The sequence below is a fragment of the Acidovorax sp. SUPP2539 genome (assembly GCF_030158975.1).
Classification (GTDB): domain Bacteria; phylum Pseudomonadota; class Gammaproteobacteria; order Burkholderiales; family Burkholderiaceae_C; genus Paracidovorax.
In genome coordinates, this window is sequence record NZ_BQXJ01000001.1 from 485029 (window position 1) to 509881 (window position 24853).

23 protein-coding genes and 1 pseudogene are annotated in these 24853 nt (G+C 66.3%); 10 read left to right on the forward strand and 14 right to left on the reverse strand.

The genetic code is table 11. The features are described from left to right. Nucleotides 1-85: 85 nt before the first annotated feature. Nucleotides 86-1384, reverse strand: a complete 1299-nt coding sequence (hemA, locus tag AVTE2539_RS02285) for a glutamyl-tRNA reductase (RefSeq protein ID WP_284408215.1) — start codon at nucleotides 1382-1384, stop codon at nucleotides 86-88. A 73-nt stretch (nucleotides 1385-1457) separates the two neighbouring features. Here hemA and AVTE2539_RS02290 point away from each other — a divergent pair, with 73 nt between their 5' ends. Beyond that, entirely contained in the window at nucleotides 1458-1733 is a 276-nt protein-coding gene (locus AVTE2539_RS02290; protein WP_284408216.1) for a hypothetical protein, read from the forward strand. Between the two features lie 28 nt (nucleotides 1734-1761). Here the strand turns inward: AVTE2539_RS02290 and AVTE2539_RS02295 are convergent, their stop codons facing one another. Then, nucleotides 1762-2400 carry a LysE family translocator gene (locus AVTE2539_RS02295; RefSeq protein WP_284393750.1) on the reverse strand — a complete coding sequence of 213 codons (639 nt, stop codon included), beginning with the start codon at nucleotides 2398-2400 and terminating at the stop codon, nucleotides 1762-1764. 348 nt (nucleotides 2401-2748) lie between these two features. Between AVTE2539_RS02295 and AVTE2539_RS02300 the strand changes: the two are divergent. Continuing rightward, a pseudogene (locus tag AVTE2539_RS02300) lies at nucleotides 2749-4006 on the forward strand (IS3 family transposase). A gap of 35 nt (nucleotides 4007-4041) precedes the next feature. On the opposite strand, the gene AVTE2539_RS02305 reads toward AVTE2539_RS02300, so the two are convergent. The 5 genes from AVTE2539_RS02305 to AVTE2539_RS02325 all read right to left on the reverse strand — a co-directional run bounded on the left by AVTE2539_RS02305 (nucleotide 4042) and on the right by AVTE2539_RS02325 (nucleotide 6533). Next, a complete protein-coding gene (locus AVTE2539_RS02305; protein ID WP_284408217.1) occupies nucleotides 4042-4296 on the reverse strand; it encodes a phage virion morphogenesis family protein in 255 nt (84 codons plus the stop codon). Between the two features lie 63 nt (nucleotides 4297-4359). Beyond that, complete coding sequence (locus AVTE2539_RS02310; protein ID WP_284408218.1) at nucleotides 4360-4569, reverse strand: hypothetical protein; 210 nt, start codon at nucleotides 4567-4569, stop codon at nucleotides 4360-4362. 519 nt (nucleotides 4570-5088) lie between these two features. Then, on the reverse strand, nucleotides 5089-5619 hold the full coding sequence (locus tag AVTE2539_RS02315; protein WP_284408219.1) for a hypothetical protein: 531 nt from the start codon (nucleotides 5617-5619) through the stop codon (nucleotides 5089-5091). Between the two features lie 11 nt (nucleotides 5620-5630). Beyond that, nucleotides 5631-5990 carry a DUF6232 family protein gene (locus AVTE2539_RS02320; protein WP_284408220.1) on the reverse strand — a complete coding sequence of 120 codons (360 nt, stop codon included), beginning with the start codon at nucleotides 5988-5990 and terminating at the stop codon, nucleotides 5631-5633. A gap of 51 nt (nucleotides 5991-6041) precedes the next feature. Next, nucleotides 6042-6533, reverse strand: coding sequence for a hypothetical protein (locus AVTE2539_RS02325; RefSeq protein WP_284408221.1), 492 nt, complete (start codon nucleotides 6531-6533; stop codon nucleotides 6042-6044). A gap of 235 nt (nucleotides 6534-6768) precedes the next feature. Here AVTE2539_RS02325 and AVTE2539_RS02330 point away from each other — a divergent pair, with 235 nt between their 5' ends. Then, a complete protein-coding gene (locus tag AVTE2539_RS02330; RefSeq protein WP_284408222.1) occupies nucleotides 6769-6966 on the forward strand; it encodes a hypothetical protein in 198 nt (65 codons plus the stop codon). A 112-nt stretch (nucleotides 6967-7078) separates the two neighbouring features. After that, the gene (locus AVTE2539_RS02335) at nucleotides 7079-8002 is read left to right on the forward strand and encodes a Bug family tripartite tricarboxylate transporter substrate binding protein (protein ID WP_284409391.1); all 924 of its coding nucleotides are present in this window, start codon (nucleotides 7079-7081) and stop codon (nucleotides 8000-8002) included. Between the two features lie 98 nt (nucleotides 8003-8100). Here AVTE2539_RS02335 and AVTE2539_RS02340 read toward each other — a convergent pair whose 3' ends face one another. The 7 genes from AVTE2539_RS02340 to ugpB all read right to left on the reverse strand — a co-directional run bounded on the left by AVTE2539_RS02340 (nucleotide 8101) and on the right by ugpB (nucleotide 16154). Next, nucleotides 8101-10560 carry a DUF3772 domain-containing protein gene (locus tag AVTE2539_RS02340; protein WP_284409393.1) on the reverse strand — a complete coding sequence of 820 codons (2460 nt, stop codon included), beginning with the start codon at nucleotides 10558-10560 and terminating at the stop codon, nucleotides 8101-8103. 77 nt (nucleotides 10561-10637) lie between these two features. Then, complete coding sequence (gene ugpQ, locus AVTE2539_RS02345) at nucleotides 10638-11420, reverse strand: glycerophosphodiester phosphodiesterase (RefSeq protein ID WP_284408223.1); 783 nt, start codon at nucleotides 11418-11420, stop codon at nucleotides 10638-10640. Between the two features lie 117 nt (nucleotides 11421-11537). After that, nucleotides 11538-11900: a bleomycin resistance protein gene (locus AVTE2539_RS02350; RefSeq protein WP_284408224.1), complete on the reverse strand. Its 363-nt coding sequence runs from the start codon at nucleotides 11898-11900 to the stop codon at nucleotides 11538-11540. Between the two features lie 8 nt (nucleotides 11901-11908). After that, nucleotides 11909-12913, reverse strand: coding sequence for a sn-glycerol-3-phosphate import ATP-binding protein UgpC (locus tag AVTE2539_RS02355; RefSeq protein WP_284393758.1), 1005 nt, complete (start codon nucleotides 12911-12913; stop codon nucleotides 11909-11911). 42 nt (nucleotides 12914-12955) lie between these two features. After that, nucleotides 12956-13807 carry a sn-glycerol-3-phosphate ABC transporter permease UgpE gene (ugpE, locus tag AVTE2539_RS02360; protein ID WP_284393761.1) on the reverse strand — a complete coding sequence of 284 codons (852 nt, stop codon included), beginning with the start codon at nucleotides 13805-13807 and terminating at the stop codon, nucleotides 12956-12958. A 54-nt stretch (nucleotides 13808-13861) separates the two neighbouring features. Continuing rightward, nucleotides 13862-14743 carry a sn-glycerol-3-phosphate ABC transporter permease UgpA gene (gene ugpA, locus AVTE2539_RS02365; RefSeq protein ID WP_284393763.1) on the reverse strand — a complete coding sequence of 294 codons (882 nt, stop codon included), beginning with the start codon at nucleotides 14741-14743 and terminating at the stop codon, nucleotides 13862-13864. A 100-nt stretch (nucleotides 14744-14843) separates the two neighbouring features. Next, a complete protein-coding gene (gene ugpB, locus AVTE2539_RS02370) occupies nucleotides 14844-16154 on the reverse strand; it encodes a sn-glycerol-3-phosphate ABC transporter substrate-binding protein UgpB (protein ID WP_272565484.1) in 1311 nt (436 codons plus the stop codon). A gap of 359 nt (nucleotides 16155-16513) precedes the next feature. On the opposite strand from ugpB, the gene serA reads away from it, so the two are divergent. The 6 genes from serA (at nucleotide 16514) to AVTE2539_RS02400 (ending at nucleotide 24833) form a co-directional block, all read left to right on the forward strand. Further along, entirely contained in the window at nucleotides 16514-17743 is a 1230-nt protein-coding gene (serA, locus tag AVTE2539_RS02375; RefSeq protein ID WP_284408225.1) for a phosphoglycerate dehydrogenase, read from the forward strand. A gap of 236 nt (nucleotides 17744-17979) precedes the next feature. Beyond that, complete coding sequence (locus AVTE2539_RS02380) at nucleotides 17980-21894, forward strand: DUF3683 domain-containing protein (protein WP_284408226.1); 3915 nt, start codon at nucleotides 17980-17982, stop codon at nucleotides 21892-21894. Continuing rightward, nucleotides 21894-22352, forward strand: coding sequence for an HIT family protein (locus AVTE2539_RS02385; RefSeq protein WP_284408227.1), 459 nt, complete (start codon nucleotides 21894-21896; stop codon nucleotides 22350-22352). Before AVTE2539_RS02380 ends, AVTE2539_RS02385 begins: the two co-directional genes overlap by 1 nt. A gap of 124 nt (nucleotides 22353-22476) precedes the next feature. Beyond that, nucleotides 22477-22911, forward strand: coding sequence for a gamma-butyrobetaine hydroxylase family protein (locus AVTE2539_RS02390; protein ID WP_272565478.1), 435 nt, complete (start codon nucleotides 22477-22479; stop codon nucleotides 22909-22911). A gap of 111 nt (nucleotides 22912-23022) precedes the next feature. Then, the gene (ubiE, locus tag AVTE2539_RS02395) at nucleotides 23023-23754 is read left to right on the forward strand and encodes a bifunctional demethylmenaquinone methyltransferase/2-methoxy-6-polyprenyl-1,4-benzoquinol methylase UbiE (RefSeq protein ID WP_284408228.1); all 732 of its coding nucleotides are present in this window, start codon (nucleotides 23023-23025) and stop codon (nucleotides 23752-23754) included. Between the two features lie 53 nt (nucleotides 23755-23807). Next, nucleotides 23808-24833, forward strand: coding sequence for a Tim44 domain-containing protein (locus AVTE2539_RS02400; RefSeq protein ID WP_272565476.1), 1026 nt, complete (start codon nucleotides 23808-23810; stop codon nucleotides 24831-24833). Nucleotides 24834-24853: the final 20 nt, after the last annotated feature.

Sequence of the window (24853 nt, forward strand, 5' to 3'; positions counted from 1 at the left end):
TGCTACGGTTTTTGTAGCTGATAGCGCTAGTGGAATCTGCGCTGGGGGCGTTTTTGGCCTGATGGCAGGCCGCGCAGCCGCGTCGCTACAGGCCGGTCTTGCTTTGCGAGCGCAGGAACAGGCGCGAGACGGTCTGGGCCGTCTGGGCGCGGGTCTCGGCGTCGCCGGCCCGCAGTTCGGCCAGGGTGCCGTGCAGCATCTTCTGCGTGAGGCCGCGCGACAGGGCCTCCAGCACCGCGTCCATGTCCTCGCCCTTGGCCAGGAGCTTCTTGGCGCGGGCGATCTCCAGCGCGCGCCACTCGTCGGTCTGGGCGTTGAGCTGCTGGATCAGCGGCACCACGCCGCCGGTGGGGCTGCGCTGGTCCATCCAGTGCATGAAGCTCTGCACGCCCGCGTCGATGATGGCCTCGGCCTGGGCCACGGCGGCCTGGCGGTGGGCCTGGGCGGTCTGCACCACGCCGGCCAGGTCGTCCACGGTGTAGAGATAGATGTCCTCCAGCGCCTTGACCTCGGGCTCGATGTCGCGCGGGACCGCCAGGTCGACCATGAACATGGGACGGTGGCGCCGCTTTTTCAGGGCGCGCTCCACGGCGCCCAGGCCGATGATGGGCAGGCTGCTGGCGGTGCAGCTCACCACGGCGTCGAACTCGTGCAGGCGGTCGGGCAGGTCGGCCAGGCGCATGACCTCGCCGCCGAAGCGCGTGGCGAGCTTTTCACCGCGCTCCAGCGTGCGGTTGGCCACGGCGATGGCCTTGGGGTTCTTGGCCGCAAAGTGGGTGGCGGCCAGCTCGATCATCTCGCCCGCGCCGACGAACAGCACGCGGATCTCGGACAGGTCCTCGAACAGCTGGCCGGCCAGCCGCACGGCCGCGGCCGCCATGCTGATGCTGTGGGCGCCGATCTCGGTGCTGGTGCGCACTTCCTTGGCGACGGCGAAGCTGCGCTGAAAGAGCTGGTTGAGCGTGGTGCCCAGTGCGCCGGCGGTTTCGGCGGCGCGCACGGCGTCCTTCATCTGGCCGAGGATCTGCGCCTCGCCCAGCACCATGGAATCGAGTCCGCTGGCCACGCGGAAGGCATGGCGGGCCACCAGGCCGTCTTCCAGCGCGTAGGAGTGCGAGCGCAGCAGCGCGGGGCTGACGCCGCCGCTCTGGGCGAGCCAGCCCAGCGTGTGGTCCAGCGCGGATTCGTTGCCGGCGCAGTAGATTTCGGTGCGGTTGCAGGTGGAGATGATGGCCGTCTCGACGCTGGGATGGCGGTTGGCGCCGCCCAGCGACTGGCGCAAACCCTGCAGCGTGGGCGCGATCTGATCGAGCGCGAACGCAAAACGACCGCGCAGATCGAGCGGCGCGGTCGTGTGGTTGATGCCAAGGGCCCAGACTGCCATAAGCGGCGATTATAAAATTGCCGGCCCGATGCAGGGGGCTATGCCTGTAATAGTCTTGATCTGGGTCATGTCCATGGATGCTTTGTCCGCCGTCAACCATCTGCTGAATTTCGTGCTGCCCGCGTTCGCCGTGGCGTTGCTGCTGGTCGCCGGCTGCAAGGTCTTCCTGCGAAAGCGGGCGGCCACGCGTGGAACGCTGGCCCAGCTGGGCGTGCTGTTCGGGGTGGGCTGCCTCGTGCTCGCGGCCGGTCTGGCGTGGTGGGGGCGCGACGGAAAGATGCTCACCTATGCGGCGCTGGCGGTGGGCTGCGCGACCGCGCAGTGGCTGCTGCTGCGCGGCTGGCGCTGAGAAAGACGCGCCCCGAAGGCCCGGGCCCTCAGCCCAGCTTGTGCCGGGTCTGCAGCAGGCCCACGCCCAGCGCCATGAAGGTGCCGCCCACGATGCGGTTGAACAGCTTGGCGCGCGCCACCACGTGGCCCTTCACCAGCGAGATCAGCACCACATAGAAGGCGTGCGAGATCAACGCGCAGACGGCGAACGTCGTGGTCAGCAGCAGATACTGCGTGAACAGCGGCTCGCCGGGCACGATGAACTGCGGGAACAGGGCCGAGAAGAACAGGATGGCCTTGGGGTTGGTCAGCGACACGCCCAGCCCCTGCGCCACCAGCTGCCAGTTCTTGCGCTCGCGCCGCAGGGTGGGCGCCAGGCCGGCATCGCTGGCGATCAGCGCGTCCTGGCTGCGCCAGCGCTTGATGCCCAGCCAGATCAGGTACAGCGCGCCGACGACCTTCATCACCAGGAACGCGTTCGCCGACAGGCTGAGGATGGTCCCCATGCCGACCATCGCGAGGCCCGAGACGGCGAAGATGCCGGCCGAGCTGCCGAGCGAGCTGAACGCCGTGCGCCGCGCCCCGACATCCACCGAGTTCGACACCGCCAGCAGCACGGCCGGGCCGGGGGTGAAGCACATCAGCAGCGAAACGCCGCAGAAAACGAGCCAGTGGGCGAGGGTCATGGTGAGGGGCTTTCGGCGGCGGTGGACGAGCGGGTATTTTCACCGAGCAGGGCCTGCCGTGAAGGGGCTTTGCGGGTAAGACCCCGTGCCGGGCGATGGAGGGCGGCCCTAAGCTGCGGCTGATCCCATCCAGACACAAAAGAAGGAGACTTTCGCATGCGCCTGCGCACCTGCTGAACGGGAGTGAGATAAAGGAAGAGAGGGAGGTGCGATAAATGGGAAGTTCCGGGAAGAACTGGGGCGAGGTGGGCCCGGAACTCTGCAATTCTCTTTCCTGACGGGAAATAGTGGCGCTGACCCGTCCTGAATGAGGTTGACACCTTTCTGTTCATCAGAAAGGAAAGTCAAGTGGATCAATGGGTTAAGAGAACGCAGAAGGACTACACACTGGCCTTTAAGCTGGCGGTGGTGGATCAGGTAGAAAGAGGCGAGTTGACGTGCGGGCAAGCCCGGGAGCGCTACGGCATCCAGGGTGCCTCGACCGTGCTGGTTTGGTTGCGCAAGCATGGCCGCCAGGACTGGAAGGCTGCATCATCGGGCTTCAAAGGACCCGGCCCCATGCAAGAGCCATTCAAGCCGCTGACACCCGAGCAGCGCATCAAGGAACTGGAAGTGCAACTGAAGCAGGCGCAGGAGAAAGCGCAGTTCTTCGAGGCGGTGGTCCATGTGCTCAAGCGCGACCATGGGGTAACCGTCACAAAAAAGCCTGCTGGCAAGTCCTCCAAGAAAAGCTCGTCCAAGGGCTGAACGTTGTGAGGGCTTGCCGGTACATGGGCATCAGCCGGCAGGCGCACTACAAGGCCCTGGCCTGCCAGCGGCTGCGCGATGAACAACAGGCCAGCGTGGTGGCCATGGTCGATGAGAAGCGGCGGCACCAGCCGCGCATCGGCACACGCAAGCTGCACTTCATCCTGAAGGCGCCGCTGCAGTACGCAGGCATCAAGCTCGGTCGCGATGCCTTGTTTGACATCCTGCGTCACGAACGGATGCTGGTCTTGCCGAAGCGGGCGTACCACAAGACCACCAACAGCCACCATCACTTCAGGCGCCATCCCAACCTGCTCAAAGAAGCAGCGACCAAGGTGGTGCCCAGCGGCTGCGAACAACTGTGGGTGGCCGACATCACCTACCTGTCCACCAAAGAAAAGCCGGCCTACCTGAGCCTCGTAACGGATGCCTATTCCCGCAAGATCGTGGGTTGGCACGTACATGAAGGGCTGGAGACTGCCCAGGTCAGTCAGGCGCTGAAAATGGCCCTGCGCTACAGGCAAACCAGCCAGCAACTGGTGCACCACTCCGATCGGGGCATCCAGTACTGTTCGGCGGAGTACCAGCGCATCCATGCCCGCCATGCGATCACCTGCTCGATGACCGATGGCTACGACTGCTACCAGAATGCCCTGGCAGAACGGGTCAACGGCATCCTGAAGATGGAATTCCTGCTGCACCGCCCCGCAAACATCCAGCAGGCAAGGACCATGGTGAGCGAGTCAGTGCGCCTGTACAACGAGCAGCGGCCCACCTGTCCCTAGAATACAAAACGCCCGATGCGGTGCACCGGGCGTCTCTTGCAAGCCAATTACGGCTAGGGTTCAGTCCCGCATAGGTGTCAACCTATTCCAGGACGGGTCAGGACCGCAATCAGCCTTCCATCAGGTAGCTCTGCACCAGGCTGACGATGTTTGCCTTGTCTGAATCCGATGCGCCCAGAAATGGCCGGGCGGGGATGTCGCCCCACGGGATCGGGAAGCTCCCCACGCGGGTGGTGTACAGCCCGAAGCCGAACTCACCCGACTTCGCACCGTGCTGGTCTGTGGCCGCATAGACCATGGGACTGCCGATGCCTACCGCGCCAACATCGCGGACCTGGTAGTTGATCGTCGTGGCCATCGTCATTCAATGCCGAACTTCGAATCAGCATGAATCGTGAAGCACCGCACCAAGCCCATGCAAGGGCATTCAATGTCGCGTCAACGTGCCCGAAGAATCGCCTTCAGGATGCTCATCGCCGACAACATCATCGGCCAATGCCGCCACGGCTAGTTCCAGCGCTGCGTATGCCTGCCTCCAGTTGTTCGCCGCACCTGCCACCGTTTTTAAATCGACGGCTCGCAGCGCGCGCTGCAGATTTTCGGTTGCAACATAGAACGCATTCGCGCTGGGGCGCAAAGGCTGCTAGGCCGGTCAGCGCAACGGCATAAGCTTGCCCGGCGGCATGGATGGGCAATTCTTGAGCAGATACGTCAACTCGTTTTGGATCTGGAAGTCCCTCAACAGGAGTTCGCTCCAAAACGTCTAGGAACTGCCAACGCACGGTCAAAACATGGTCCCACAGCTCGCGCAACCGCGCGTCCTGAAGTTCCTCTTGGCGTTGCGCTTCCTTGCGTTGGAGCTCCTCCCGCCTTAACGCTTCGCTTCGTTGCCATTGCAACGCTTCTCTCTGCTCTGCGCGGTCTGCTTGTCTACCGGCTGCTCGTGTGGCTAGGACCTAGGACTTGGGTGACGAGTGCTGTGACCAGCGCTGCGCTCGCACTAATGAGAGCCACCCATACGACTTCGTCATCTGCAGACCGAAGTGTGCATTGCAAGACCCCTTGCACGTACCCGGCCTGCCAAGTGAAAGAAGTGCCTTGGATCGCTGGTCGGGACACTTTAGGCATGCCTTTCACGGCTGGGGAAGGTGCGCGGTTAATCATCGCTGGACATGGATGACGTTTTCTCAAGCCTTTGAGCAAACTGCTCGATCCCTGCCGTGAGTTTGAGTGACACGGCTTCTAATCGCTCCCACGCGGCTTCTTCATCAGCTACTTGGTTGAACCAAAATGCAGCTTCTACCTTTACTACTTCGATATGGTAATCACGAGCATAGGGGCGGATATCTGGAAAATATAAAAGCGCAAGCCCATAAACCGTGCTTGCTGCAGTCGCTGCCGAATCCTTCGCCTCTGGTGGCTCAATCTGGCCGCCGATATTTTTCTTGAGAAAACCATCCGACAAACGTTGCCGGGATAGCGCTACAGCGTTCCAAAGCTCCACTAGCTTTGCCAACTTATTTTGCGCCTGTGCCGCACGGGCATCAGCTGCCTTTTCGTCTTGACGCAGCCGTGCTTTTCGTTCTTCTCTTTTAGATTCAAACCATGCGCTGAGACTCTGGGCAAAAAGTGAACCGATCAGCGTCAATATGCCCGTTGCGATAGCGACCTGTGCTGTTTCAGACATCACATGCCCTCTCAGCCGCGATGGACGATGGCCTGGTTCAGCGCGCCGACCACATGATTGAAGTACTCCAGTTCTTCGGTGGTCAGCGCTTTGGTTTCGCCGCCAGCGGTGTGCAGCATCACGTGGTACTTGGTCTTTTGCAGGTACAAGAACAATGCGCAGATTGCCACCACGATGCCACCAAAGATCGGCGAGGTGAAAGTGATCAACACCCCGACGATCAGTACAAGGATGAGCACGAATCGGCTGGGCGGCTCCGTCGCCGGATTGACCGAAGTGATGTTGCTCATCGCGAAGGTTTGCGCACCTACGACGAACCTGGCATTCGTGACCTTGACGCCCTCACGTTCAAAGAAAACTTGTTCTTCCATTTTTGAATTCCCCCTTGTAGATTCTGGTTATATCGTGGCAGTGATTGCCGGCTACTTCGATGCTGTCAATTCGCGCAGTTCCTTCTCAAGGCTTTCCAATCTAGCGCGGAGGTCTCTCGCCTTCGTGTCGCAGGTTGTCGCCGCTGCCTGCATTTCAGCCGAAATAGATTGCTCGAAGGTTGCACCAGCGAGATTGTTGTTTGCTAATGCTTTGCGCTGCGAAAGAGCTTGCTGCTGTTGCTCACAACGGGTGAAGTGTGATTGCAAATCGGCCCTTGCATTGCGGATCAGATGCTGCTCCAGATCAGTCTTGCGGCGCCATGTCTCCCCGAACGCGCCTTCTTTTTGTGCTGCATTGATCTGGCTCTGAGCTGGCACCAACGGTGCCTTACCACTCGCTGGTTTCACGTCGATGATTTCGCCTTTCCCCGTGCAAGGGGCGTCCTGAAACACGGTTTTTCCCTCTGCGCTGGTGCATTTGTTAATGGCCCAGGCAGGTGTAATTGCAAGTGCTGCGATCAGCAGCACGGCGTGCTTGATCATGCCTTTTCCCTCCCTTTAGTTCGGCGGTGGATTGTCTCGACGTAACGCCGTACGCGCAATAGCTGCGCGGGGGCCAGATCAATCACCATGCGAGTGCCAAAAGTTTTCTCCATGAAAAGAAATACCCCCTTGATGTCGTGCAACCGGCGGATCAAGCGCAAAACTTCCCGTTGCTCCGGCGAAGTTAAAGACGCGGGTGCCCTATGTGGAAGGGGAGGCATAGGACAATGCGTCCATGACTACCTTTCAAAAAAACGACACCGTTCGGATCACGTCCAAGGGCGCATTGGGCGATGAGTACACCGTGGTTGGGCAGGTTGGCAATCAAGTGATTTGTCAGCCTAGTGCAGGACCTGAGGAACACATCGCTGCGGACAAGTTGGAGCTTGCTCCGCCGCCTCGTTCGCAACTGATCGTCACAACCCGCCTGTAATGCAATTTACTTTCGCCACGCGAAAGTAGGCCGCTGTCGATTTATCTCAGTTCTGTGAGATCAAATATCGCGGCGCGCTTCAACCTGCCTGGCGGCCGCCACCCTGGCCTGCCTGTCCGTGGCCGCCCTGGCCCAGGGCTTTCCCTCCCGGCCCATCCGAATCGTGATCGGCTTTCCAGCGGGCGGGCCGCTGGACCAGCATGCCCGCCTGCTCACCGACAAGCTGCAGGCCGTGCTCGGCCAGCCCGTGGTGGTGGACTACAAGTCGGGCGCGGGCGGCACCGTCGGCGCACAGGACGTGATGAAGGCGCCGCCCGACGGCCACACGCTGATGCTGGCCAACACCGGCGTGATGGTGATCAACCCGGCGCTCTACAGCCGGCTGCCCTACCAGACGCTCAAGGATTTCACGCCCGTCGCGCGCACCGCCATGCAGCCGCTCGCGCTGCTGGTCAACCCGAAGCTGCCGGCGAAGACGCTGCCCGAATTCATCCAGTACGCACGGGCCAAGCCGGGCCAGGTCAACTTCGGCTCGGCGGGCAACGGCGGCATCAGCCACCTGGTGCCGGAGATGTTCAAGACGGCCACGGGCCTGTTCATGGTGCACATCCCGTACCGCGGCAGCGCCCCGGCCTTCACCGACCTGATGGCCGGCCAGGTGCAGTTCATGGCCGAGAGCATTCCGCAGGCGGCCGCGTACCACAAGCAGGGCAAGGTGCGCGCCCTGGCGGTGACCAGCCGGCAGCGCAACCCGGCCCTGCCGGACGTGCCCACGGCGATCGAGAGCGGGCTCAAGGGCTTCGAGGTGGTGGGCTTCTACGGGTTTCTCGCGCCGGCCGGCACGCCCAAGGACGTGGTCGCCAAGCTGAGCGATGCGTTCGGCCAGGTGCTGCAGTCGCCCGAGGTGCGCGAGCGCATGGTGTCGCAGGGCGCCGATCCGGCCTTCCTGGGGGCGGACGCCTTCGCGGCCTTCCTCGCGACCGAGATGCCGCGCTGGGCCACCGCCGTGGCCCAGTCGGGCGCGAAGCTGGATTGAGGCTTTCGAGCCAAATCGCCCTCCAGCACATATTCCACTAGGGCATTGTGCTATTGAATTTATAGCGATTCGCTGCGGCCGGGGTGGCCGCGCCCCGGTCAGACCACCGTCGTGCCCGGCGCGTTGCCGCCCTGCGGCTGCGGCACCGCCACGGTCGGCGAGGTCGGCGTGGGGTGGGTGAGCGACGTGGTCGCCGGCGGCGACAGCGCCAGGCCCGCGCCGCGCAGGTTGTCCAGGATGGTGAACAGCAGGTCGCTGCGCACGCCGCCCGAGTTGCGCGGATTGCTCACGTAGCCGATGGCCAGGAAGGTGAGCGTGCCGTTCAGGATGCCTTCGAGCTGCACGATGGGTTCGGGGTCTTCCATGATGCCTTCGTGGGCGTGGAAGGCCTGCAGGATCACCTCGCGCATGCGCTGCGCATCGGTGTCCAGCGGTGCGGGCAGGCGCAGCAGCACGCGGCCCGGCGCGCCGGTCAGCGTCATGTTGCGCACGGTCTTGGTGATGAACTCCGAGTTGGGCACGATCACGGTGGACCGGTCGCCCAGCTGGATCTCGGTGGCGCGCACGTTCACGCGGCGCACGTCGCCCTCGGTGTCGCCCAGCACCACCCAGTCGCCCACCTTCACCGGCCGCTCGGCCAGCAGGATCAGGCCCGAGATGAAGTTCTGCACGATGGCCTGCAGCCCGAAGCCGATCCCCACCGACAGCGCGCTGGCCACCCAGGCGATGCGCTCCACGCTGATGCCCAGCGCCGCCAGCGCCGCGGCCACCACCAGCACGCCGCCCACGTAGCCCAGCAGCGAGACGATGGAGCTGCGCATGCCGGGCTCGAGCGACGTGTTGGGAAAGTAGCGGTCGCTCAGCCAGCGCTTGAGCACGCGGATGGCCACGAACCCCGCCGCCACCACGGCCAGCGCGGTGAGCAGGGCCTGGGGCGCGAGCGCGAAATTGCCCACCTGCAGGCCGTTGTTGAGGCTGCTGCCGCGCCGGAAGACCTCGTCCGGCCCGGTGCCGAACGGCGCCATCAGCGCGATCACCATGTAGAAGAACAGCACCACGCGCAGCACGCCCGAGCCCAGCACGGCCGCTTGGTCGAGCAGGCCCGCGTCGATGCCCATGCCGGAATGCAGCCGGCGCCCGAAGCTGCCCTTGGACGACAGCACGGCCTCGCACACGTCGTCGGCCAGCTGGTAGAGCAGGTAGGCGGTGGCGAAGACGATGGCGCTCCACACCATCTGCCGCGCCAGCGTGCTGGCCAGGGCGACGAAGCCCAGCGCCACCAGCACCAGGGTCGCCACCGAGGCGAAGCCCGCGCAGGCCACGAGCAGGCCCACCCACAGTGGGCGCGGGGGCGCGGCAGCGGCCTCGGCGGGCTCGCTGCCGCCCTCCGCCGCGCCGTCCTTGGCCGTGGTACGCGGGGTGTGCAGGTGGCGCAGGCAGGCGATGGCGATGAGCGCGACCAGCAGCGCCGTCACGGCCTGCGTCGTCACCTCGGCCGCGAGGCTGGCGCCCACGGCGGTGTTGATTTCGGTGATGAGTCCGCTGGTGATGGCGACCAGGGCGATCCACCAGGGGTAGGGGCTCAGCCGCCGCGCCAGGTCGTCCGACAGCGAAGGCAGCCGCCAGGAGCTGCGCCGGCGCGATAGCAGGGCGTGCCCCAGTCCGATGGCGAACGAGGCGAAGATGGCCAGGCGCACCGCCGTGCTGCCCAGGCCGTGCAGCCGGTCGCCGAGGTTGTCGCCCACGTCGACGCCGCTGAGCGCCAGTTGCGCCGCCAGCCCGATCAGCAGCACATGCACCACGACCGACACCGCCGCGAGCAGCGAGCGCCGCAGGCGCCCGGACGGCAGCCGCGTGGGCGCCACGCGCACCAGCACGCGCTTGGCCAGCCAGTTGCCCAGCACGGCCAGCAGCAGCGCGCCGGCCAGGCTGCCGAGGAAGGTGGCGCGCCGGGCGGGCTCCATCGCCCGCTCCAGGGCCTGGCGGATCTCGACCGCCAGCATCGACAGGCGGGCGGTGTCGGAGGGCCAGGCGTTGCGCAGCGCGCGCCAGTAGGTGGGGCCCAGCGGCGAGTCGATGCGGGCGGTCAGCGCATCCTGGAACTGCTGGCGGCGCTGGCGCACGAGGTCGGCGCTGCGCTGGTCGGCATCGACCACGATGAGGCGGGCGAGCTTGAGGTCGGCGTCCACGACGGCGCGCTGCTTGGCCAGTCCGGCCCGCTGCTGCGCCACGTCGGGGGAGTCGGCGGGCGCGCCTTTCTCGGGCGAGGGGCCGAGCCCGGCCAGGCGCGTGTCCAGGTCGGCCAGCTCTTCGGTGCGCTGCGCGACGAGTTGCTCGGCGGCCGTGCCGATGGCATAGACCTCGTTGACGAGCTTGCGGCCGTCGTCGTCCGGATCGAGCTTTTTCGGGACGGCGTCGAGCTGCTTGCGCAGGTCGTCCACCGAACGAGGGGCCGGATCGCCGGCCCGGGGGGCCGTGGCGCTGGCGGCCGGGGCCGGGGCGGATGCCGCCGCGGTCCGGTCCTGCGCCGCCGCGGGGTGGGACAGGGCCAGGCCCATGAGCAGGCCGGCCAGCAGGGTTCTGAAAAAGGAAGGAAGCAAGGGCGAGTCCGTGCGTACAAGGACCCGAAAGCGTATCACTGCCCCGGGCTGAACAGGTCCACCCGGTCGGTGATGATGCCGTCGGTGCCCAGGTCGATCAGGCGCTGCGCCGCCCATTCGTCGTTCACCGTGTAGCTCAAGGCGCGCAGCCCGGCGCCTTTCACCTGGGCCACGGTCTCGGTATTCCACAGCGCGTGGTTGCAGACGATGGCCACGCAGCCGAGCTGTTGCGCGGTGTCCAGCCAGCCGGCGCCCAGCGTGTCCAGCAGCAGGCCGCGCGGCAGCAGCGGCGCCGCGTCGCGTGCACCGGACAGCGCGCGCACCTGGAACGAGGTGAGCAGCGGCGGCACCGCGGCGCCCTGCCACAGGCGCGCGGCGTGCGCGGCGACCACGCGGCCGGTTTCCTCCTCGGTGCCGGGCGTGGGCTTGATCTCGATGTTCAGCAGGTGGCCGTTGGCCCGGCAAAAGCGTGCCACGGCGTCCAGCGTGGGCAGCGGCTCGCCGGCGTGGGCGCGCGAATGCCAGGCGCCGGCGTCCAGGCGCGACAGGTCGCTCCAGGCCTGCTCGCCCGCCGTGCCCCGGCCGCAGGTGGTGCGCTCCAGCGTGGCGTCGTGCAGCAAAAAGGGCACGCCGTCGCTGCTGAGCTTGGCGTCGCATTCGAACATGCGGTAGCCGTGGTGCGCGCCCAGGCGGAAGGCGGCCAGCGTGTTCTCGGGCGCGAGCTTGCCGGCGCCGCGGTGGGCGATCCAGCGCGGATAGGGCCAGTCGGACGCGGAAACGGCGGGCGCAACGGCAGCAGCAGCGGAAGGGGCGGTCATGTCAGTGAACGAGGGTTGGGAATGCTGTCGCGGCGTTCGAAGCTGGCACGGCCCGAGCCGTCCGATGGCCGCGGAGCAGGCCGTGCCCGCAGGCGCCGGTGGCGACTGCGGGGGGCTTCATAGACTTTCGCCGAACTTGAGCAGGTTGCCGTGCGGGTCGATCACGTACAGCTCGCGCATGCCCCAGGGCTGCTCGCGCGGGGGATCGACGGCCAGGCCGCGCGCGGCGAAGTCGGCATGCAGCGCGCGGGTGTCGCCCCGCACGTAGCAGGAGGTGTTCTCGGCGATGTGGCGCTCGGTGCAGAGCCAGAAATGCAGCTCGCAGCCGTCGCGCTCGGCGATGAGGTAGTCGCCCGTGCGCAGCCGGGGCGCGAACCCCAGCCGGTCGGCGCAGAAGGCCGCGCTCTCATCCAGGTCGAGCGAGGCCAGCACGGGAACGGTCGCGTGCACGAGCCGGGCCGGCGCGGGTCGGTGGCTCACGGGGCTGCTCACATCCGCTTGCCGGTGGCGGCGTCGAACCAGTGCAGGCGCGACGGGCGCGGTGCGACGTGGATGGTGTCGCCGGGCTGGGGCGAGTGCGTGCCTTCTTCCACGCGCACGATGAGGGATTCGCCGTTCATGCGGGCGTACACCAGGCGTTCGGCGCCCAGCAGCTCGACGGTTTCGACCTGCACGGCCCAGCCGGTGGCGCCGATGTCCAGGTGCTCGGGGCGGATGCCGAGGATCGCGCCCTGCTTGCCGCCTTCCGCGTTCTTGAGCAGGTTCATGGGCGGCGAGCCGATGAAGCTGGCCACGAAGGTCGAGGCGGGCGAGTGGTAGACCTCCTCGGGCGTGCCGAACTGCTCCATCACGCCGCCGTTCATGACGATCATGCGCTGCGCGAGCGTCATCGCCTCGACCTGGTCGTGGGTGACGAACAGGCTGGTGATGCCCAGCTCGCGGTGCAGCTTCTGGATCTCCAGGCGGGTCTGCGCGCGCAGCTTGGCGTCCAGGTTGGACAGCGGCTCGTCGAACAGGAACACCTGCGGCTGGCGCACGATGGCGCGGCCCATGGCCACGCGCTGGCGCTGGCCGCCGGACAGCTCGCGCGGCTTGCGCTCCAGCAGGTGGCCCAGCTCCAGGATCTTGGCGGCCTTGTCCACGCGCCGCTTGATCTCGTCCTTGGGCACCTTGGCGATCTTCAGGCCGTAGGCCATGTTGTCGAAGTTCGTCATGTGCGGGTAGAGCGCGTAGTTCTGGAACACCATGGCGATGTCCCGCTCGGCGGGCTCGAGGTTGTTCACCACGCGCGGGCCGATGGCGATCTCGCCGCCGCTGATCTCTTCCAGGCCCGCGACCATGCGCAGCAGGGTGGATTTGCCGCAGCCCGACGGGCCGACGATCACGATGAATTCGCCATCCTGGATTTCGGCGCTGACGCCGTGGATGACCGGGGTGGCCTTGGGGCCGGCGCCGTAGCGCTTGATGACGTTGCGAAGCGAGAGGGATGCCATATCTTTGGGATTCTTGTCAGATCGATCGGTGGTCGTTGACCGTTATTTCTCGGTGTCCACGAGGCCCTTGACGAACCACTTCTGCATGAGCATCACCACCACGGCCGGCGGCAGCATGGCCAGGATGGCCGTCGCCATGACGATGTTCCATTCGTTCTGGCCGTCTCCGCCGGCGATCATGCGCTTGATGCCGATCACCACCGGGTACATGTCTTCGCTCGTGGTGGCCAGCAGCGGCCACAGGTACTGGTTCCAGCCGTAGATGAACTGGATCACGAACAGGGCGGCGATCGAGGTCTTGGACAGCGGGATCAGGATGTCCTTAAAGAACCGCATCGGGCCCGCGCCGTCCATGCGCGCGGCCTCCACCAGCTCGTCGGGCACGGTCAGGAAGAACTGGCGGAACAGGAACGTGGCCGTGGCCGAGGCGATCAGCGGCACGGTCAGGCCCGCGTAGCTGTTGAGCATGCCGAGGTCGGACACCACCTGGTACGTCGGGCCGATGCGCACTTCCACGGGCAGCATCAGCGTGATGAAGATCAGCCAGAAGCACAGGCCCTTGAAGGGAAAGCGGAAGTACACGATGGCGAACGCCGACAGCAGCGAGATGGCGATCTTGCCGAAGGTGATGACCAGGGCCGACACCAGGCTCACCCACATCATGCGGGCCACGGGGGCGGTGGAGCCGGCGCCAGCATCGCGGCCGAACAGGGCGGCCTTGTAGGTCTCCCAGAAGTGGCCGCCGGGCAGCAGCGGCATGGGGGCCTGCACGATTTCCTGCGCGGTGTGCGTGGAGGCGACGAACGCCAGGTACAGCGGAAAGGCGACGATCAGCACGCCCAGCACCATGATCACATGGGCCAGGATGCCGGCGGTCAGGCGGCGCTCAACCATGGGCGGCCTCCATCGAGAAAACGCTTTGCGCCAGGCATTGCATCGGGCGTTGCATCAGTAGTTCACTTTCTTTTCGACATAGCGGAACTGCACCACGGTGAGCGCGACGACGATCAGCATCAGCACCACCGATTGCGCGGCGGAGCCGCCCAGGTCCATGGCCTTGAAGCCGTCGTAGTAGACCTTGTAGACGAGGATGGCCGTGTCCTTGCCCGGGCCGCCCTGGGTGGCCGCATCGACGATGGCGAAGGTGTCGAAGAAGGCGTAGACCACGTTGATCACCAGCAGGAAGAACGTGGTGGGCGACAGCAGCGGGAACTGGATGGTCCAGAAGCGGCGCCACGGGCGCGCGCCGTCGATGGCCGCGGCTTCGATGAGCGACTTGGGGATCGACTGCAGCCCGGCCAGGAAGAACAGGAAGTTGTAGGAGATCTGCTTCCACACCGAAGCCATCACGATCAGCGTCATGGCCTGGCCGGAGTCGAGCAGGTGGTTCCAGTGGATGCCGACCTTCTCCAGGCCGTAGGCCACCACGCCGAGCGACGGCGAGAACATGAACACCCACAGCACCGCGGCCACGGCGGGCGCGACGGCGTAGGGCAGGATCAGCATGGTCTTGTAGAACATGGCCGCCTTGACCACGCGGTCGGCGAAGATCGCCAGCATCAGCGACAGGCTGATGCCGATGCCCGCCACCAGCACCGAGAACATGGCCGTGGTCTTGAACGACTCCACGTAGCTGCCGTCGTTGAAGAGCTGGCGGAAGTTGGCCAGGCCCACCCATTCGGTGGAGGTTCCGAAGGCGTCCTGCAGCTGCATCGACTGCACCAGCGCCTGGCTGGCGGGCCAGAAGAAGAAGACCAGGATGATGGCCATCTGCGGCGCGATGAGCAGCCAGGGCAGCCAGGCAGATTTGAAACGGACGCGTTTTTCCATGGGACGGAAGGTTGGGAGAAATCGGCGCTTCCCAAAGCAAAAAGCAGATGGATGACCCATCTGCTTTTTACGGTTGGCGAAACGGTCAGTTTAAGCCGTATTACGACTTGTTCGCCTTCTGGAAGCGTTCCAGTTGCTCGTTTCCACGCTTGACGATCGTGTCCAGCGCTTCCTTGGCGGTCTTCTTGCCGGACCACACCTGTTCGAGCTCTTCGTCCTCGATCGCGCGGATCTGCACGTAGTTGCCCAGGCGGATGCCGCGGCTCTTGTCGGTCACCTTGCGGATCATCTGCGTCACGGCCACGTCGGTGCCGGGGTTCTGCTGGTAAAAGCCCGACTTCTCGGTCAGCTCATACGCGGCCTTGGTGACGGGCAGGTAGCCGGTGCGCTTGTGGCTGGCGGACTGCACTTCAGGCGTGGAGATGAACTGGAAGAACTGCGCCACGCCCTTGTATTCGGCAGGCTTCTTGCCGGCCATGACCCACAGGCTCGCGCCGCCGATCACGGTGTTCTGCGGTGCGCCGGGCACGTCGGGGTAGTAGGGCAGGGGAGCCAGGCCGTAGGCGAACTTGGCGTTCTTGGCCACGTTGCCGTAGAAGCCCGACGACGTGTTGATCATGGCGCACTCGCCGGACACGAAGCTGGCCTCGGGCACGTTGCCGCGGCCCTTGTAGACGAACAGGCCCTGCTTGGCCATGTTGGCCAGGTTCTCGATGTGGCGCACGTGCAGGGGCGAATCGACCTTCAGGCGCGCGTCCAGGCCCTGCAGGCCGTTGGACTTGCTGGCGAACTCCACGTTGTGCCAGGCCGAGAAGCTCTCGACCTGCGTCCAGTTCTGCCAGGCCGTGGTGAACGGGCACTTGTGGCCCGAGGCCTTGAGCTTGGCCGCCGCGTTGACCACTTCGGGCCAGGTGGCGGGCGCCTTGTCGGTGGGCAGGCCGGCCGCCTTGAAGGCGTCCTTGTTGAAGTAGAAGATGGTGGTGGAGCTGTTGAACGGGAAGCTCAGCATCTGGCCGTTGGGGGCCGTGTAGTAGCCGGCCACGGCGGGGATGTAGGCGGCCGGGTCGAACTTGGCGCCTGCGTCCTGCATCACCTTGCCCACGGGCACGATGGCGCCCTTGCTGGCCATCATGGTGGCCGTGCCGACTTCGAACACCTGCAGGATGTGCGGTGCGTTGCCGGCGCGGAAGGCGGCGATGGAGGCCGTCATGGACTCGTCATACGTGCCCTTGTAGGTCGGCACGATCTTGTATTCCTTCTGGCTCTCGTTGAACTGCTTGGCCAGGTCGTTCACCCACTCGCCGTTGACCGCGGTCATCGAATGCCACCATTGGATCTCGGTCTGTGCCTGCGCCGTGGCGCAGAGCGAAGCGGCGATGGCGGCAGCGGCCGCCAGGTGCTTGAATTGCATGAAAACTCCTCGAATCGATACGAAATGCACGAAGCGCCGATGGTAGGACGCATTTCGTGACACGAATATGTCGTTGTCGCATAGGCCCACGCAGCGATCAAGCGGGGAAACCCGTCGCGGCGCAGGGCCCCGCCATGGCCGCCAAACGGGCGCCAGCGCTGGCGATTTCGTGACAATTCCGTGACAGATCGGCGGTGGCCGGAGTCGCCTTGGCGACTGGTGCCGTGCACCATTTCAGCGAATTGCAAGGATGCCAGCAGGGTTTTGTGCGGTGCACAATGATCTCGCGTCCCCATTTCGGGGCTGATCGCGGGGCCGAATCCCGCGCCTTTTCCTTTTCCGATCCTCCGGACCTTTCCATGGCCAAAACCTCTCTGGACAAAAGCAAGATCAAGTTCCTGTTGCTCGAGGGCATCCACCCGTCCGCGCTCGACGTGCTGCGCGGTGCGGGCTACACGCAGATCGAGGCGATCTCCGGCGCGCTGCCCGACGACGAACTCAAGCGCAAGATCGCCGATGCGCACTTCGTGGGCATCCGCTCGCGCACCCAGCTGACGGCCGAGGTTTTCTCCCACGCGCACAAGCTCGTGGCCGTGGGGTGCTTTTGCATCGGCACCAACCAGGTGGACCTGAACGCCGCCCGCGAGCGCGGCATCGCCGTGTTCAACGCGCCGTACTCCAATACCCGCTCGGTGGCCGAACTGGTGCTGGCCGAGGCCATCCTGCTGTTGCGCGGCATTCCCGAGAAGAACGCGGTGGCGCACCGCGGCGGCTGGCTGAAGTCGGCCGACAACGCCTACGAGATCCGCGGCAAGACGCTGGGCATCGTGGGCTACGGTTCCATCGGCACGCAGCTGTCGGTGCTGGCCGAGGGCCTGGGCATGCACGTGATCTTCCACGACGTGGTCAACAAGCTGCCCCTGGGCAATGCGCGCCAGGCGCCCTCGCTGCACGCGCTGCTGGGGCAGGCCGACATCGTGAGCCTGCACGTGCCCGAGCTGCCTTCCACGCAGTGGATGATCGGCGCGGCCGAGATCGCGGCGATGAAGCCCGGCGGCATCCTCATCAACGCCGCGCGCGGCACGGTGGTGGAGATCGAGCCGCTGGCCGAGGCGCTCCGCGCCAAGAAGCTGCTGGGCGCCGCCATCGACGTGTTCCCGGTCGAGCCGCGCACCAACAAGGACGAGTTCCTGTCGCCGCTGCGCGGGCTGGACAACGTGATCCTCACCCCGCACATCGGCGGATCGACCATGGAGGCGCAGGCCAACATCGGGCTCGAAGTGGCCGAGAAGCTGGTCAAGTACAGCGATAACGGCACCTCGATCTCATCGGTCAACTTCCCCGAGGTGGCGCTGCCCGCGCACCCGGGCAAGCACCGGCTGCTGCACATCCACCAGAACGTGCCGGGCGTGCTGTCGCAGATCAACCAGATCTTCTCGGACAACCGGATCAACATCGCCGCCCAGTACCTGCAGACCAACGAGAAGGTGGGCTACGTGGTGATCGACATCGACGCCCAGTCGTCCGACCTGGCGCAGGACGAGCTGGCCAAGGTGCCGGGCACGATCCGCAGCCGCGTGCTGTTCTGACCGGCCGGGCCGGCCGCCAGGGGTTCCGCCGGCCTGCCTTGGGATTGGGGGGTAAAACGGCCTCCAGCACAATGAAAACGCCGGCATGACGCTATAAAAATAGTAGCGGCCGGGGTGCGATCGTTGCCGCACTGGCTGGCGGGGCCGTCCCGGCCCACGGGACCGCCCGGAGGCTGGCATAAAATCGCGGCCCCGAGGCACAGGGGCGCCCCACGCGCCCGACCCAGGTTGACCCCATGAACGTTCCCATAGCGCTGGCTGCCCTGCAGGCGCAGGCCGCCGAGCCCGCCCGCCTGCGAGAGATTCCCTACAACTACACCTCGTTTTCCGACCGGGAAATCGTCATCCGCCTGCTCGGGTCTCCGTCCTGGGACGTGCTCGACCAGTTGCGCCGCGAGCGCCGCACCGGCCGCTCGGCCCGCATGCTCTATGAAGTGCTGGGCGACATCTGGGTGGTGCAGCGCAACCCTTATCTGCAGGACGACCTGCTGGACAACCCCGACCGGCGCAAGCTGCTGGTCGAAGCGCTGGAGCACCGGCTGGCCGAGATCGGCAAGCGCCGCACGCCGGCCGACGACTCCAGCCGCGACCAGCTCGTGGGCCAATTGGTGGAGGCCGCCCGCCGCGCCATCGCCGAGTTCGACGCCACCTTCATCGAGGCGGCGCAACTGCGACGCCAGGTGCAAAAGCGCCTGGGCCGCCACACGGCCAAGGACAACATCAAGTTCGACGGCCTCTCGCGCGTGTCCCACGTGACCGACGCGACCGACTGGCGCGTCGAATACCCGTTCGTGGTGCTCACCCCCGACACCGAGGCCGAGATGGCTGCGTTGGTCAAGGCCTGCATCGACCTGGAGATGACCATCATCCCGCGCGGCGGCGGCACCGGCTACACCGGCGGCGCCATTCCGCTCACCTGGCGCAGCGTGGTCATCAACACCGAAAAGCTCGAAGCCATGACCGAGGTGGAAATGCGCCGCCTGCCGGGCATGGACCGCGAGGTCGCCACCGTGTGGACCGAGGCCGGCGTGGTCACCCAGCGCGTGGCCGATGCGGCCGAGCGCGCGGGCTACGTGTTCGCCGTGGACCCGACCAGCGCCGAGGCGTCTTGCATCGGCGGCAACATCGCCATGAACGCCGGCGGCAAGAAGGCCGTGCTGTGGGGCACGGCGCTCGACAACCTCGCCAGCTGGCGCATGGTGACGCCCGACGCCCAGTGGCTGGAGGTGACCCGTGTGAACCACAACATGGGCAAGATCCACGACGCCGAAGTGGCCAGCTTCGAGCTGCAGTACTTCGAGGCCGACGGCAGGACGCCGATCCGCACCGAGCGCCTGGACATCCCCGGCAAGACCTTCCGCAAGGAGGGCCTGGGCAAGGACGTGACCGACAAGTTCCTGTCGGGCCTGCCCGGTATTCAGAAAGAGGGCTGCGACGGCCTCATCACCAGCGCGCGCTGGGTGGTGCACCGCATGCCTGAGCACACGCGCACCGTGTGCCTGGAGTTCTTCGGCAACGCCAAGGATGCGGTGCCCAGCATCGTGGAGATCAAGGACTTCATGTTCGCCGAGCAGCAGCGCAGCGGCGTGCTGCTGGCGGGCCTGGAACACCTGGACGACCGCTACCTGAAGGCCGTGGGCTACGCCACCAAGAGCAAGCGGCACGGCGGCGGCCTGCCGAAGATGGTGCTGTTCGGCGACATCGCGGGCGACAACGCCGACGACGTGGCGCGCGTGACCAGCGAGGTCGTGCGGCTGGCCAATTCGCGCTCGGGCGAGGGCTTCGTCGCCATCAGCCCCGAGGCGCGCAAGAAGTTCTGGCTGGACCGCAAGCGCACGGCCGCCATCAGCCGCCACACCAACGCCTTCAAGATCAACGAAGACGTGGTGATCCCGCTGCCGCGCATGGCCGAGTACACCGACGGCATCGAACGCATCAACATCGAGCTGTCGCTGCGCAACAAGATCGCGCTGTGCGATGCGCTGGAAGACTTCTTCCTGCGCGGCAACCTGCCGCTGGGCCGCCAGGACGACGCGCACGAGATCCCGTCGGCCGAACTGCTGGAAGACCGCGTGGGCCAGGCCGTGGCGCTGGTGGGCGAGGTGCGCGCGCTGTGGACCGGCTGGCTGCGCGATGTGGAGCCGCTCTTCGCCCAGCTGCAGGACCACACGCTGCGCGCCAGTTGGAAGACCCAGCTGCGCGAGCCGCTGGCCAAGATCTTCGCCGGCGCCGCCTTCCAGCCCATCATGGACGAGGCCCAGGCCATCCACCAGCGCGTGCTCAAGGGCCGCGTGTGGGTGGCGCTGCACATGCATGCCGGCGACGGCAACGTGCACACCAACATCCCGGTCAACAGCGACGACTACCGCATGCTGCAGACGGCCCACGAGGCCGTGGCGCGCATCATGGTGCTGGCCCGCCAGCTCGACGGCGTGATCTCGGGCGAGCACGGCATCGGCATCACCAAGCTGGAGTTCCTGACCGACGACGAACTGCGGCCGTTCGCCGACTACAAGCAGCGCGTGGACCCCGAAGGGCGCTTCAACAAAGGCAAGCTGCTACGAAATCAGGAGCGTGGTGCCCTGGTGGATATTGCCCGGGAGCCCGGTTCGGCCCGCAACTCGCTGATGTTCGCCGACCTGACCAACGCCTACACGCCGAGCTTCGGCCTGATGGGGCACGAGTCGCTGATCATGCAGCAGAGCGACATCGGCGCCATCGCCGATTCGGTCAAGGACTGCCTGCGCTGCGGCAAGTGCAAGCCCGTGTGCGCCACCCACGTGCCGCGCGCCAGCCTGCTGTACAGCCCGCGCAACAAGATCCTCGCCACCTCGCTGCTGGTCGAGGCCTTCCTGTACGAGGAGCAGACGCGCCGGGGCGTGTCGATCAAGCACTGGCAGGAGTTCGAGGACGTGGCCGACCACTGCACCGTGTGCCACAAGTGCTACACGCCGTGCCCGGTCAAGATCGACTTCGGCGACGTGACCATGAACATGCGCAACCTGCTGCGCAAGATGGGCAAGAAGACCTTCCGCCCGGGCAACGCGCTGGCCATGACCATGCTCAACGCCACCAACCCCGACACCATCAAGCTGATGCGCAGCGCCATGGTCGGCGTGGGCTTCAAGGCCCAGCGCATCGCCGTGGACCTGCTGCGCAAGGTGGGTCGCCGCCAGACCGCGCGGCCGCCGGCCACGGTGGGCACCGCGCCGGTCAAGGAGCAGGTGATCCACTTCATCAACAAGAAGCTGCCCGGCGGCCTGCCCAAGAAGACGGCGCGCGCGTTGCTGGACATCGAGAACAAGGACTACGTGCCCATCATCCGCAACCCGGCCACGACCACGGCCGAGACGGAGGCGGTGTTCTACTTTCCCGGCTGCGGCTCCGAGCGCCTGTTCAGCCAGGTGGGCCTGGCCACGCAGGCCATGCTGTGGCATGCGGGCGTGCAGACCGTACTGCCGCCGGGCTACCTGTGCTGCGGCTACCCGCAGCGCGGCAGCGGCCAGTTCGAGAAGGCCGAGAAGATGATCACCGACAACCGGGTGCTCTTTCACCGCGTGGCCAACACGCTCAACTACCTCGACATCAAGACCGTGGTGGTGAGCTGCGGCACCTGCTACGACCAGCTGCAGGGCTACGACTTCGGCAAGATCTTCCCGGGCAGCCGCATCATCGACATCCACGAATACCTGCTGGAAAAGGGCGTGACCCTGCAGGGCAAGGGCGCCTACCTGTACCACGAGCCCTGCCACAACCCCATGAAGCTGCAGGACTCGGTCAAGACCGTGAAGGCGCTGGTGGGGCCGCAGGTGCTCAAGAGCGAGCGCTGCTGCGGCGAATCCGGCACGCTGGGCGTGACGCGGCCCGACATCTCCACGCAGGTGCGCTTTCGAAAGGAAGAGGAAATCAGGAAGGGCGAGGCCGCGCTGCGGGCCAGCGGCGCCGCGGGCGCGCAGGACAACGTGAAGATCCTCACCAGCTGCCCCAGCTGCCTGCAGGGCCTGAACCGCTACCAGGACGACCTGAACAACGGCCTGCTGGAGGCCGACTACATCGTCGTCGAGATGGCGCGCGAGATCCTGGGCGACCAATGGATGCCCGAATACGTGCAGCGCGCCAACGCGGGCGGCATCGAGCGGGTGCTGGTCTGATGGCGGCCACGGCGCCTGCTGCGGCCACCGTGCCCGATTGCCCGCTGTGCGACGGCGACGGCGGCGCGATGGTCTGGCGCGGCCCGAAGCTGCGCGTGATCCGCGCGCAGGAGGCCGGCTTTCCGGCCTTCTACCGCGTGGTATGGAACGCGCACGCGGCGGAGTTCACCGACCTGGACGCGGGCGACCGCCTGCATTGCATGGAGGCCGTGGCGGCGGTGGAGACCGCGCTGCGCGCCCATGTGCAGCCGGACAAGATCAACCTGGCCGCGCTCGGCAACATGGTGCCGCACCTGCACTGGCACGTGATCGCGCGCTTTGCCTGGGACAGCCATTTCCCCGGCGCTGTGTGGGCCACGCCGCAGCGCGACCGCGCGCCCGAGCGCGAGGCCGAGGTGGCCGCCCGCCTGGCCGCGGCCGAGGCGGCGATGGCCGCGCGGCTGGCGCAACTGGCCTGACGCCCAGGCGCGTGAGCCCTGGCAGGGCGCGCTGACGGGCCGGCCAGGGCGCGGTGGGACAATCGCGCTCCGGCTCCATCGGGCCGCCCGCAGCGGGCACAACGCAAACGCACAGAGGATTTCCATGGCAGGTTTGAAAGCCGGCGCACCCACGCCGCAGTCGATCACGGTGCACGAGGCATCGCGCGTGCTGGAGGTGGTGTTCTCGGACGGTGCGGCCTTCCGCATCCCGTTCGAGCTGATGCGCGTGTACTCGCCCTCCGCCGAGGTGCAGGGCCACGGCCCGGGCCAGGAGGTGCTGCAGACCGGGCAGCGCCACGTCACGCTCGCGGGGCTGGAGCCGGTGGGGAACTACGCGGTCAAGCCCACGTTCTCCGACGGCCACGACACGGGCATCTTCTCGTGGGATTACCTCTACGAACTCGGCCAGCGCCAGGACGCGCTGTGGGCCGACTACCTGCGCCGGCTGGACGAGGCCGGCGCCGATCGCGACACGCCGATGCCGCCCCGGCGCGGCGGTGGCGGCCATTCGCACGGTTCCGGCGGCTGCGCGCACTGACGGCGGCGGGCCCGCTCGGCGCGCGCCGCAGCGTCCAAATTGCGACAGATGCCCCATGCAGGTGCGGGGTTGTCGCTGTACGAGCGGGGCCCGCGCCCCTAGCATCGCGGAATGAGCACCACGCATTTCGGATTCCAGTCGGTCGATGAAGCGGAAAAGGCGCGCCGCGTGCGCGGCGTTTTCGACTCCGTCGCATCGAAGTACGACGTCATGAACGACCTCATGTCCGGTGGCCTGCACCGCGCATGGAAGGCCTATACGGTCATGGTCGCCAACCTGCGCGAGGGCCACCGCGTGCTCGACATCGCGGGCGGCACGGGCGATCTGGCGAAGGCCTTCGCCAAAAAGGTCGGCGCATCGGGCGAGGTGGTGCACACCGACATCAACGAAGCCATGCTGCGCGTGGGGCGCGACCGCCTCATCGATGCCGGCGTGGTGCTGCCCACGCTGGTCTGCGACGCCGAGAAGCTGCCCTTCCCCAATGGCCACTTCGACGTGGTGAGCGTGGCCTTTGGCCTGCGCAACATGACGCACAAGGACCAGGCCCTTGCCGAGATGTGCCGCGTGCTCAAGCCGCGCGGCCGCCTGCTTGTGCTGGAGTTCTCCAAGGTGGCCAAGCCGCTGGAGAAGGCCTACGACTGGTATTCCTTCAAGGTGCTGCCCCAGCTGGGCCGGATGGTGGCCGGCGACGACGCGAGCTACCGCTACCTCGCCGAGTCGATCCGCATGCATCCGGGGCAGGAAGAACTCAAAACCCTCATGCAGAAAAATGGCTTTGGGCATGTGGACTATCACAACATGACGGGGGGAATCGTTGCTTTGCATGTTGGAATCAAGTGCTGAGCCGCCTTGCGTTTTCGTTCGCAGCCGGCACCTATCTATAAATTGGAGATGACATGATGAAACTGTGGTCCGTGGCGCTGGTCGCCATGTTGTTGGTGGTGCATGCCGATGCGGATGCGCGCCGCATGGGCGGCGGCAAGTCCGTTGGCAAGCAGTCGAGCAATGTGACGCAGCGCGAGGCGGCTTCACCTCCGCCCGCTGCGCCCGGCGCACCGGCGCAGAACGTCAACAGCGCGGCGGCTGCCAAGCCCGCCGCCGCACCGGCAGCCGCTCCCGCGGCGGCCGCCAAGAAGCCCTGGGGCGCGATGCTCGGCGGCCTGGCCGCGGGCCTGGGCCTGGCCTGGCTGGCCCACTCGCTCGGCCTGGGCGCGGGCTTCGGCCAGTTCCTGCTGATCGCGCTGCTGGCGCTGGGGGCCTTCGCCGTGTTCCGCATGTTCATGCGGTCGCGCAAGCCCGCTGAAGGCGGTGGCGCGGGCAATTCGCCCTTCGCCTTCCAGGGCGCCGGCGGCGGTGCTGCTTCGCCGGCCGAGGCGCAGATGCCCCGCCAGTACAGCCCGCAGAACGTGGGCAACGATGCCTCCGCTCGGCCCTTCGAGCGCAGCAGCATGGCCTTCGACGCCTCGCGCCAGAGCGGCGGTGGCTCCGGCGTGGTGATCGGCTCGGCGCTGGCCGGCTCGCAGAACTGGGGCGTGCCCGAGGGCTTCGACACCGAAGGCTTCCTGACCGCAGCCAAGCGCAACTTCATCACGCTGCAAGGCGCCTGGGACCGTTCCGACATCGCCGCGCTCCGTTCGATGATGACGGACAGCATGGTGGAGGAGATCCGCACCCAGCTGAGCGAGCGCGAGTCGCTGCGCGGCGCCAGCCAGCCCAACCACACCGATGTGGTCATGCTGGAGGCACAGCTGCTGGGCATCGAGGACCTGGGCGATGGCTACATGGCCAGCGTGGAGTTCTCCGGCATGATCCGCGAGGAACTCTCGGCCGGCCCGAGCCCGTTCCGCGAGGTGTGGAACATGACCAAGCCCAAGAGCGGCGGCAGCGGCTGGCTGGTGGCCGGGGTGCAGGCCCTGCAGTAACCGGCCGCAATGGCGCGGCG

Excerpts from the sequence above, each read along its gene's own strand:
- ugpA (WP_284393763.1), bottom strand. The coding sequence starts at position 14,743 with ATGGAAAAACGCGTCCGTTTCAAATCTGCCTGGCTGCCCTGGCTGCTC.
- AVTE2539_RS02295 (WP_284393750.1), bottom strand. The coding sequence starts at position 2,400 with ATGACCCTCGCCCACTGGCTCGTTTTCTGCGGCGTTTCGCTGCTGATG.
- AVTE2539_RS02305 (WP_284408217.1), bottom strand. The coding sequence starts at position 4,296 with ATGACGATGGCCACGACGATCAACTACCAGGTCCGCGATGTTGGCGCG.
- AVTE2539_RS02355 (WP_284393758.1), bottom strand. The coding sequence starts at position 12,913 with ATGGCATCCCTCTCGCTTCGCAACGTCATCAAGCGCTACGGCGCCGGC.
- ugpB (WP_272565484.1), bottom strand. The coding sequence starts at position 16,154 with ATGCAATTCAAGCACCTGGCGGCCGCTGCCGCCATCGCCGCTTCGCTC.
- ugpE (WP_284393761.1), bottom strand. The coding sequence starts at position 13,807 with ATGGTTGAGCGCCGCCTGACCGCCGGCATCCTGGCCCATGTGATCATG.
- serA (WP_284408225.1), top strand. The coding sequence starts at position 16,514 with ATGGCCAAAACCTCTCTGGACAAAAGCAAGATCAAGTTCCTGTTGCTC.
- AVTE2539_RS02390 (WP_272565478.1), top strand. The coding sequence starts at position 22,477 with ATGGCAGGTTTGAAAGCCGGCGCACCCACGCCGCAGTCGATCACGGTG.
- AVTE2539_RS02380 (WP_284408226.1), top strand. The coding sequence starts at position 17,980 with ATGAACGTTCCCATAGCGCTGGCTGCCCTGCAGGCGCAGGCCGCCGAG.
- AVTE2539_RS02320 (WP_284408220.1), bottom strand. The coding sequence starts at position 5,990 with ATGGAAGAACAAGTTTTCTTTGAACGTGAGGGCGTCAAGGTCACGAAT.
- AVTE2539_RS02340 (WP_284409393.1), bottom strand. The coding sequence starts at position 10,560 with ATGGGCCTGGCCCTGTCCCACCCCGCGGCGGCGCAGGACCGGACCGCG.
- AVTE2539_RS02325 (WP_284408221.1), bottom strand. The coding sequence starts at position 6,533 with ATGATCAAGCACGCCGTGCTGCTGATCGCAGCACTTGCAATTACACCT.
- ubiE (WP_284408228.1), top strand. The coding sequence starts at position 23,023 with ATGAGCACCACGCATTTCGGATTCCAGTCGGTCGATGAAGCGGAAAAG.
- AVTE2539_RS02290 (WP_284408216.1), top strand. The coding sequence starts at position 1,458 with ATGGATGCTTTGTCCGCCGTCAACCATCTGCTGAATTTCGTGCTGCCC.
- AVTE2539_RS02385 (WP_284408227.1), top strand. The coding sequence starts at position 21,894 with ATGGCGGCCACGGCGCCTGCTGCGGCCACCGTGCCCGATTGCCCGCTG.
- AVTE2539_RS02315 (WP_284408219.1), bottom strand. The coding sequence starts at position 5,619 with ATGTCTGAAACAGCACAGGTCGCTATCGCAACGGGCATATTGACGCTG.
- hemA (WP_284408215.1), bottom strand. The coding sequence starts at position 1,384 with ATGGCAGTCTGGGCCCTTGGCATCAACCACACGACCGCGCCGCTCGAT.
- ugpQ (WP_284408223.1), bottom strand. The coding sequence starts at position 11,420 with ATGACCGCCCCTTCCGCTGCTGCTGCCGTTGCGCCCGCCGTTTCCGCG.
- AVTE2539_RS02400 (WP_272565476.1), top strand. The coding sequence starts at position 23,808 with ATGATGAAACTGTGGTCCGTGGCGCTGGTCGCCATGTTGTTGGTGGTG.
- AVTE2539_RS02330 (WP_284408222.1), top strand. The coding sequence starts at position 6,769 with ATGACTACCTTTCAAAAAAACGACACCGTTCGGATCACGTCCAAGGGC.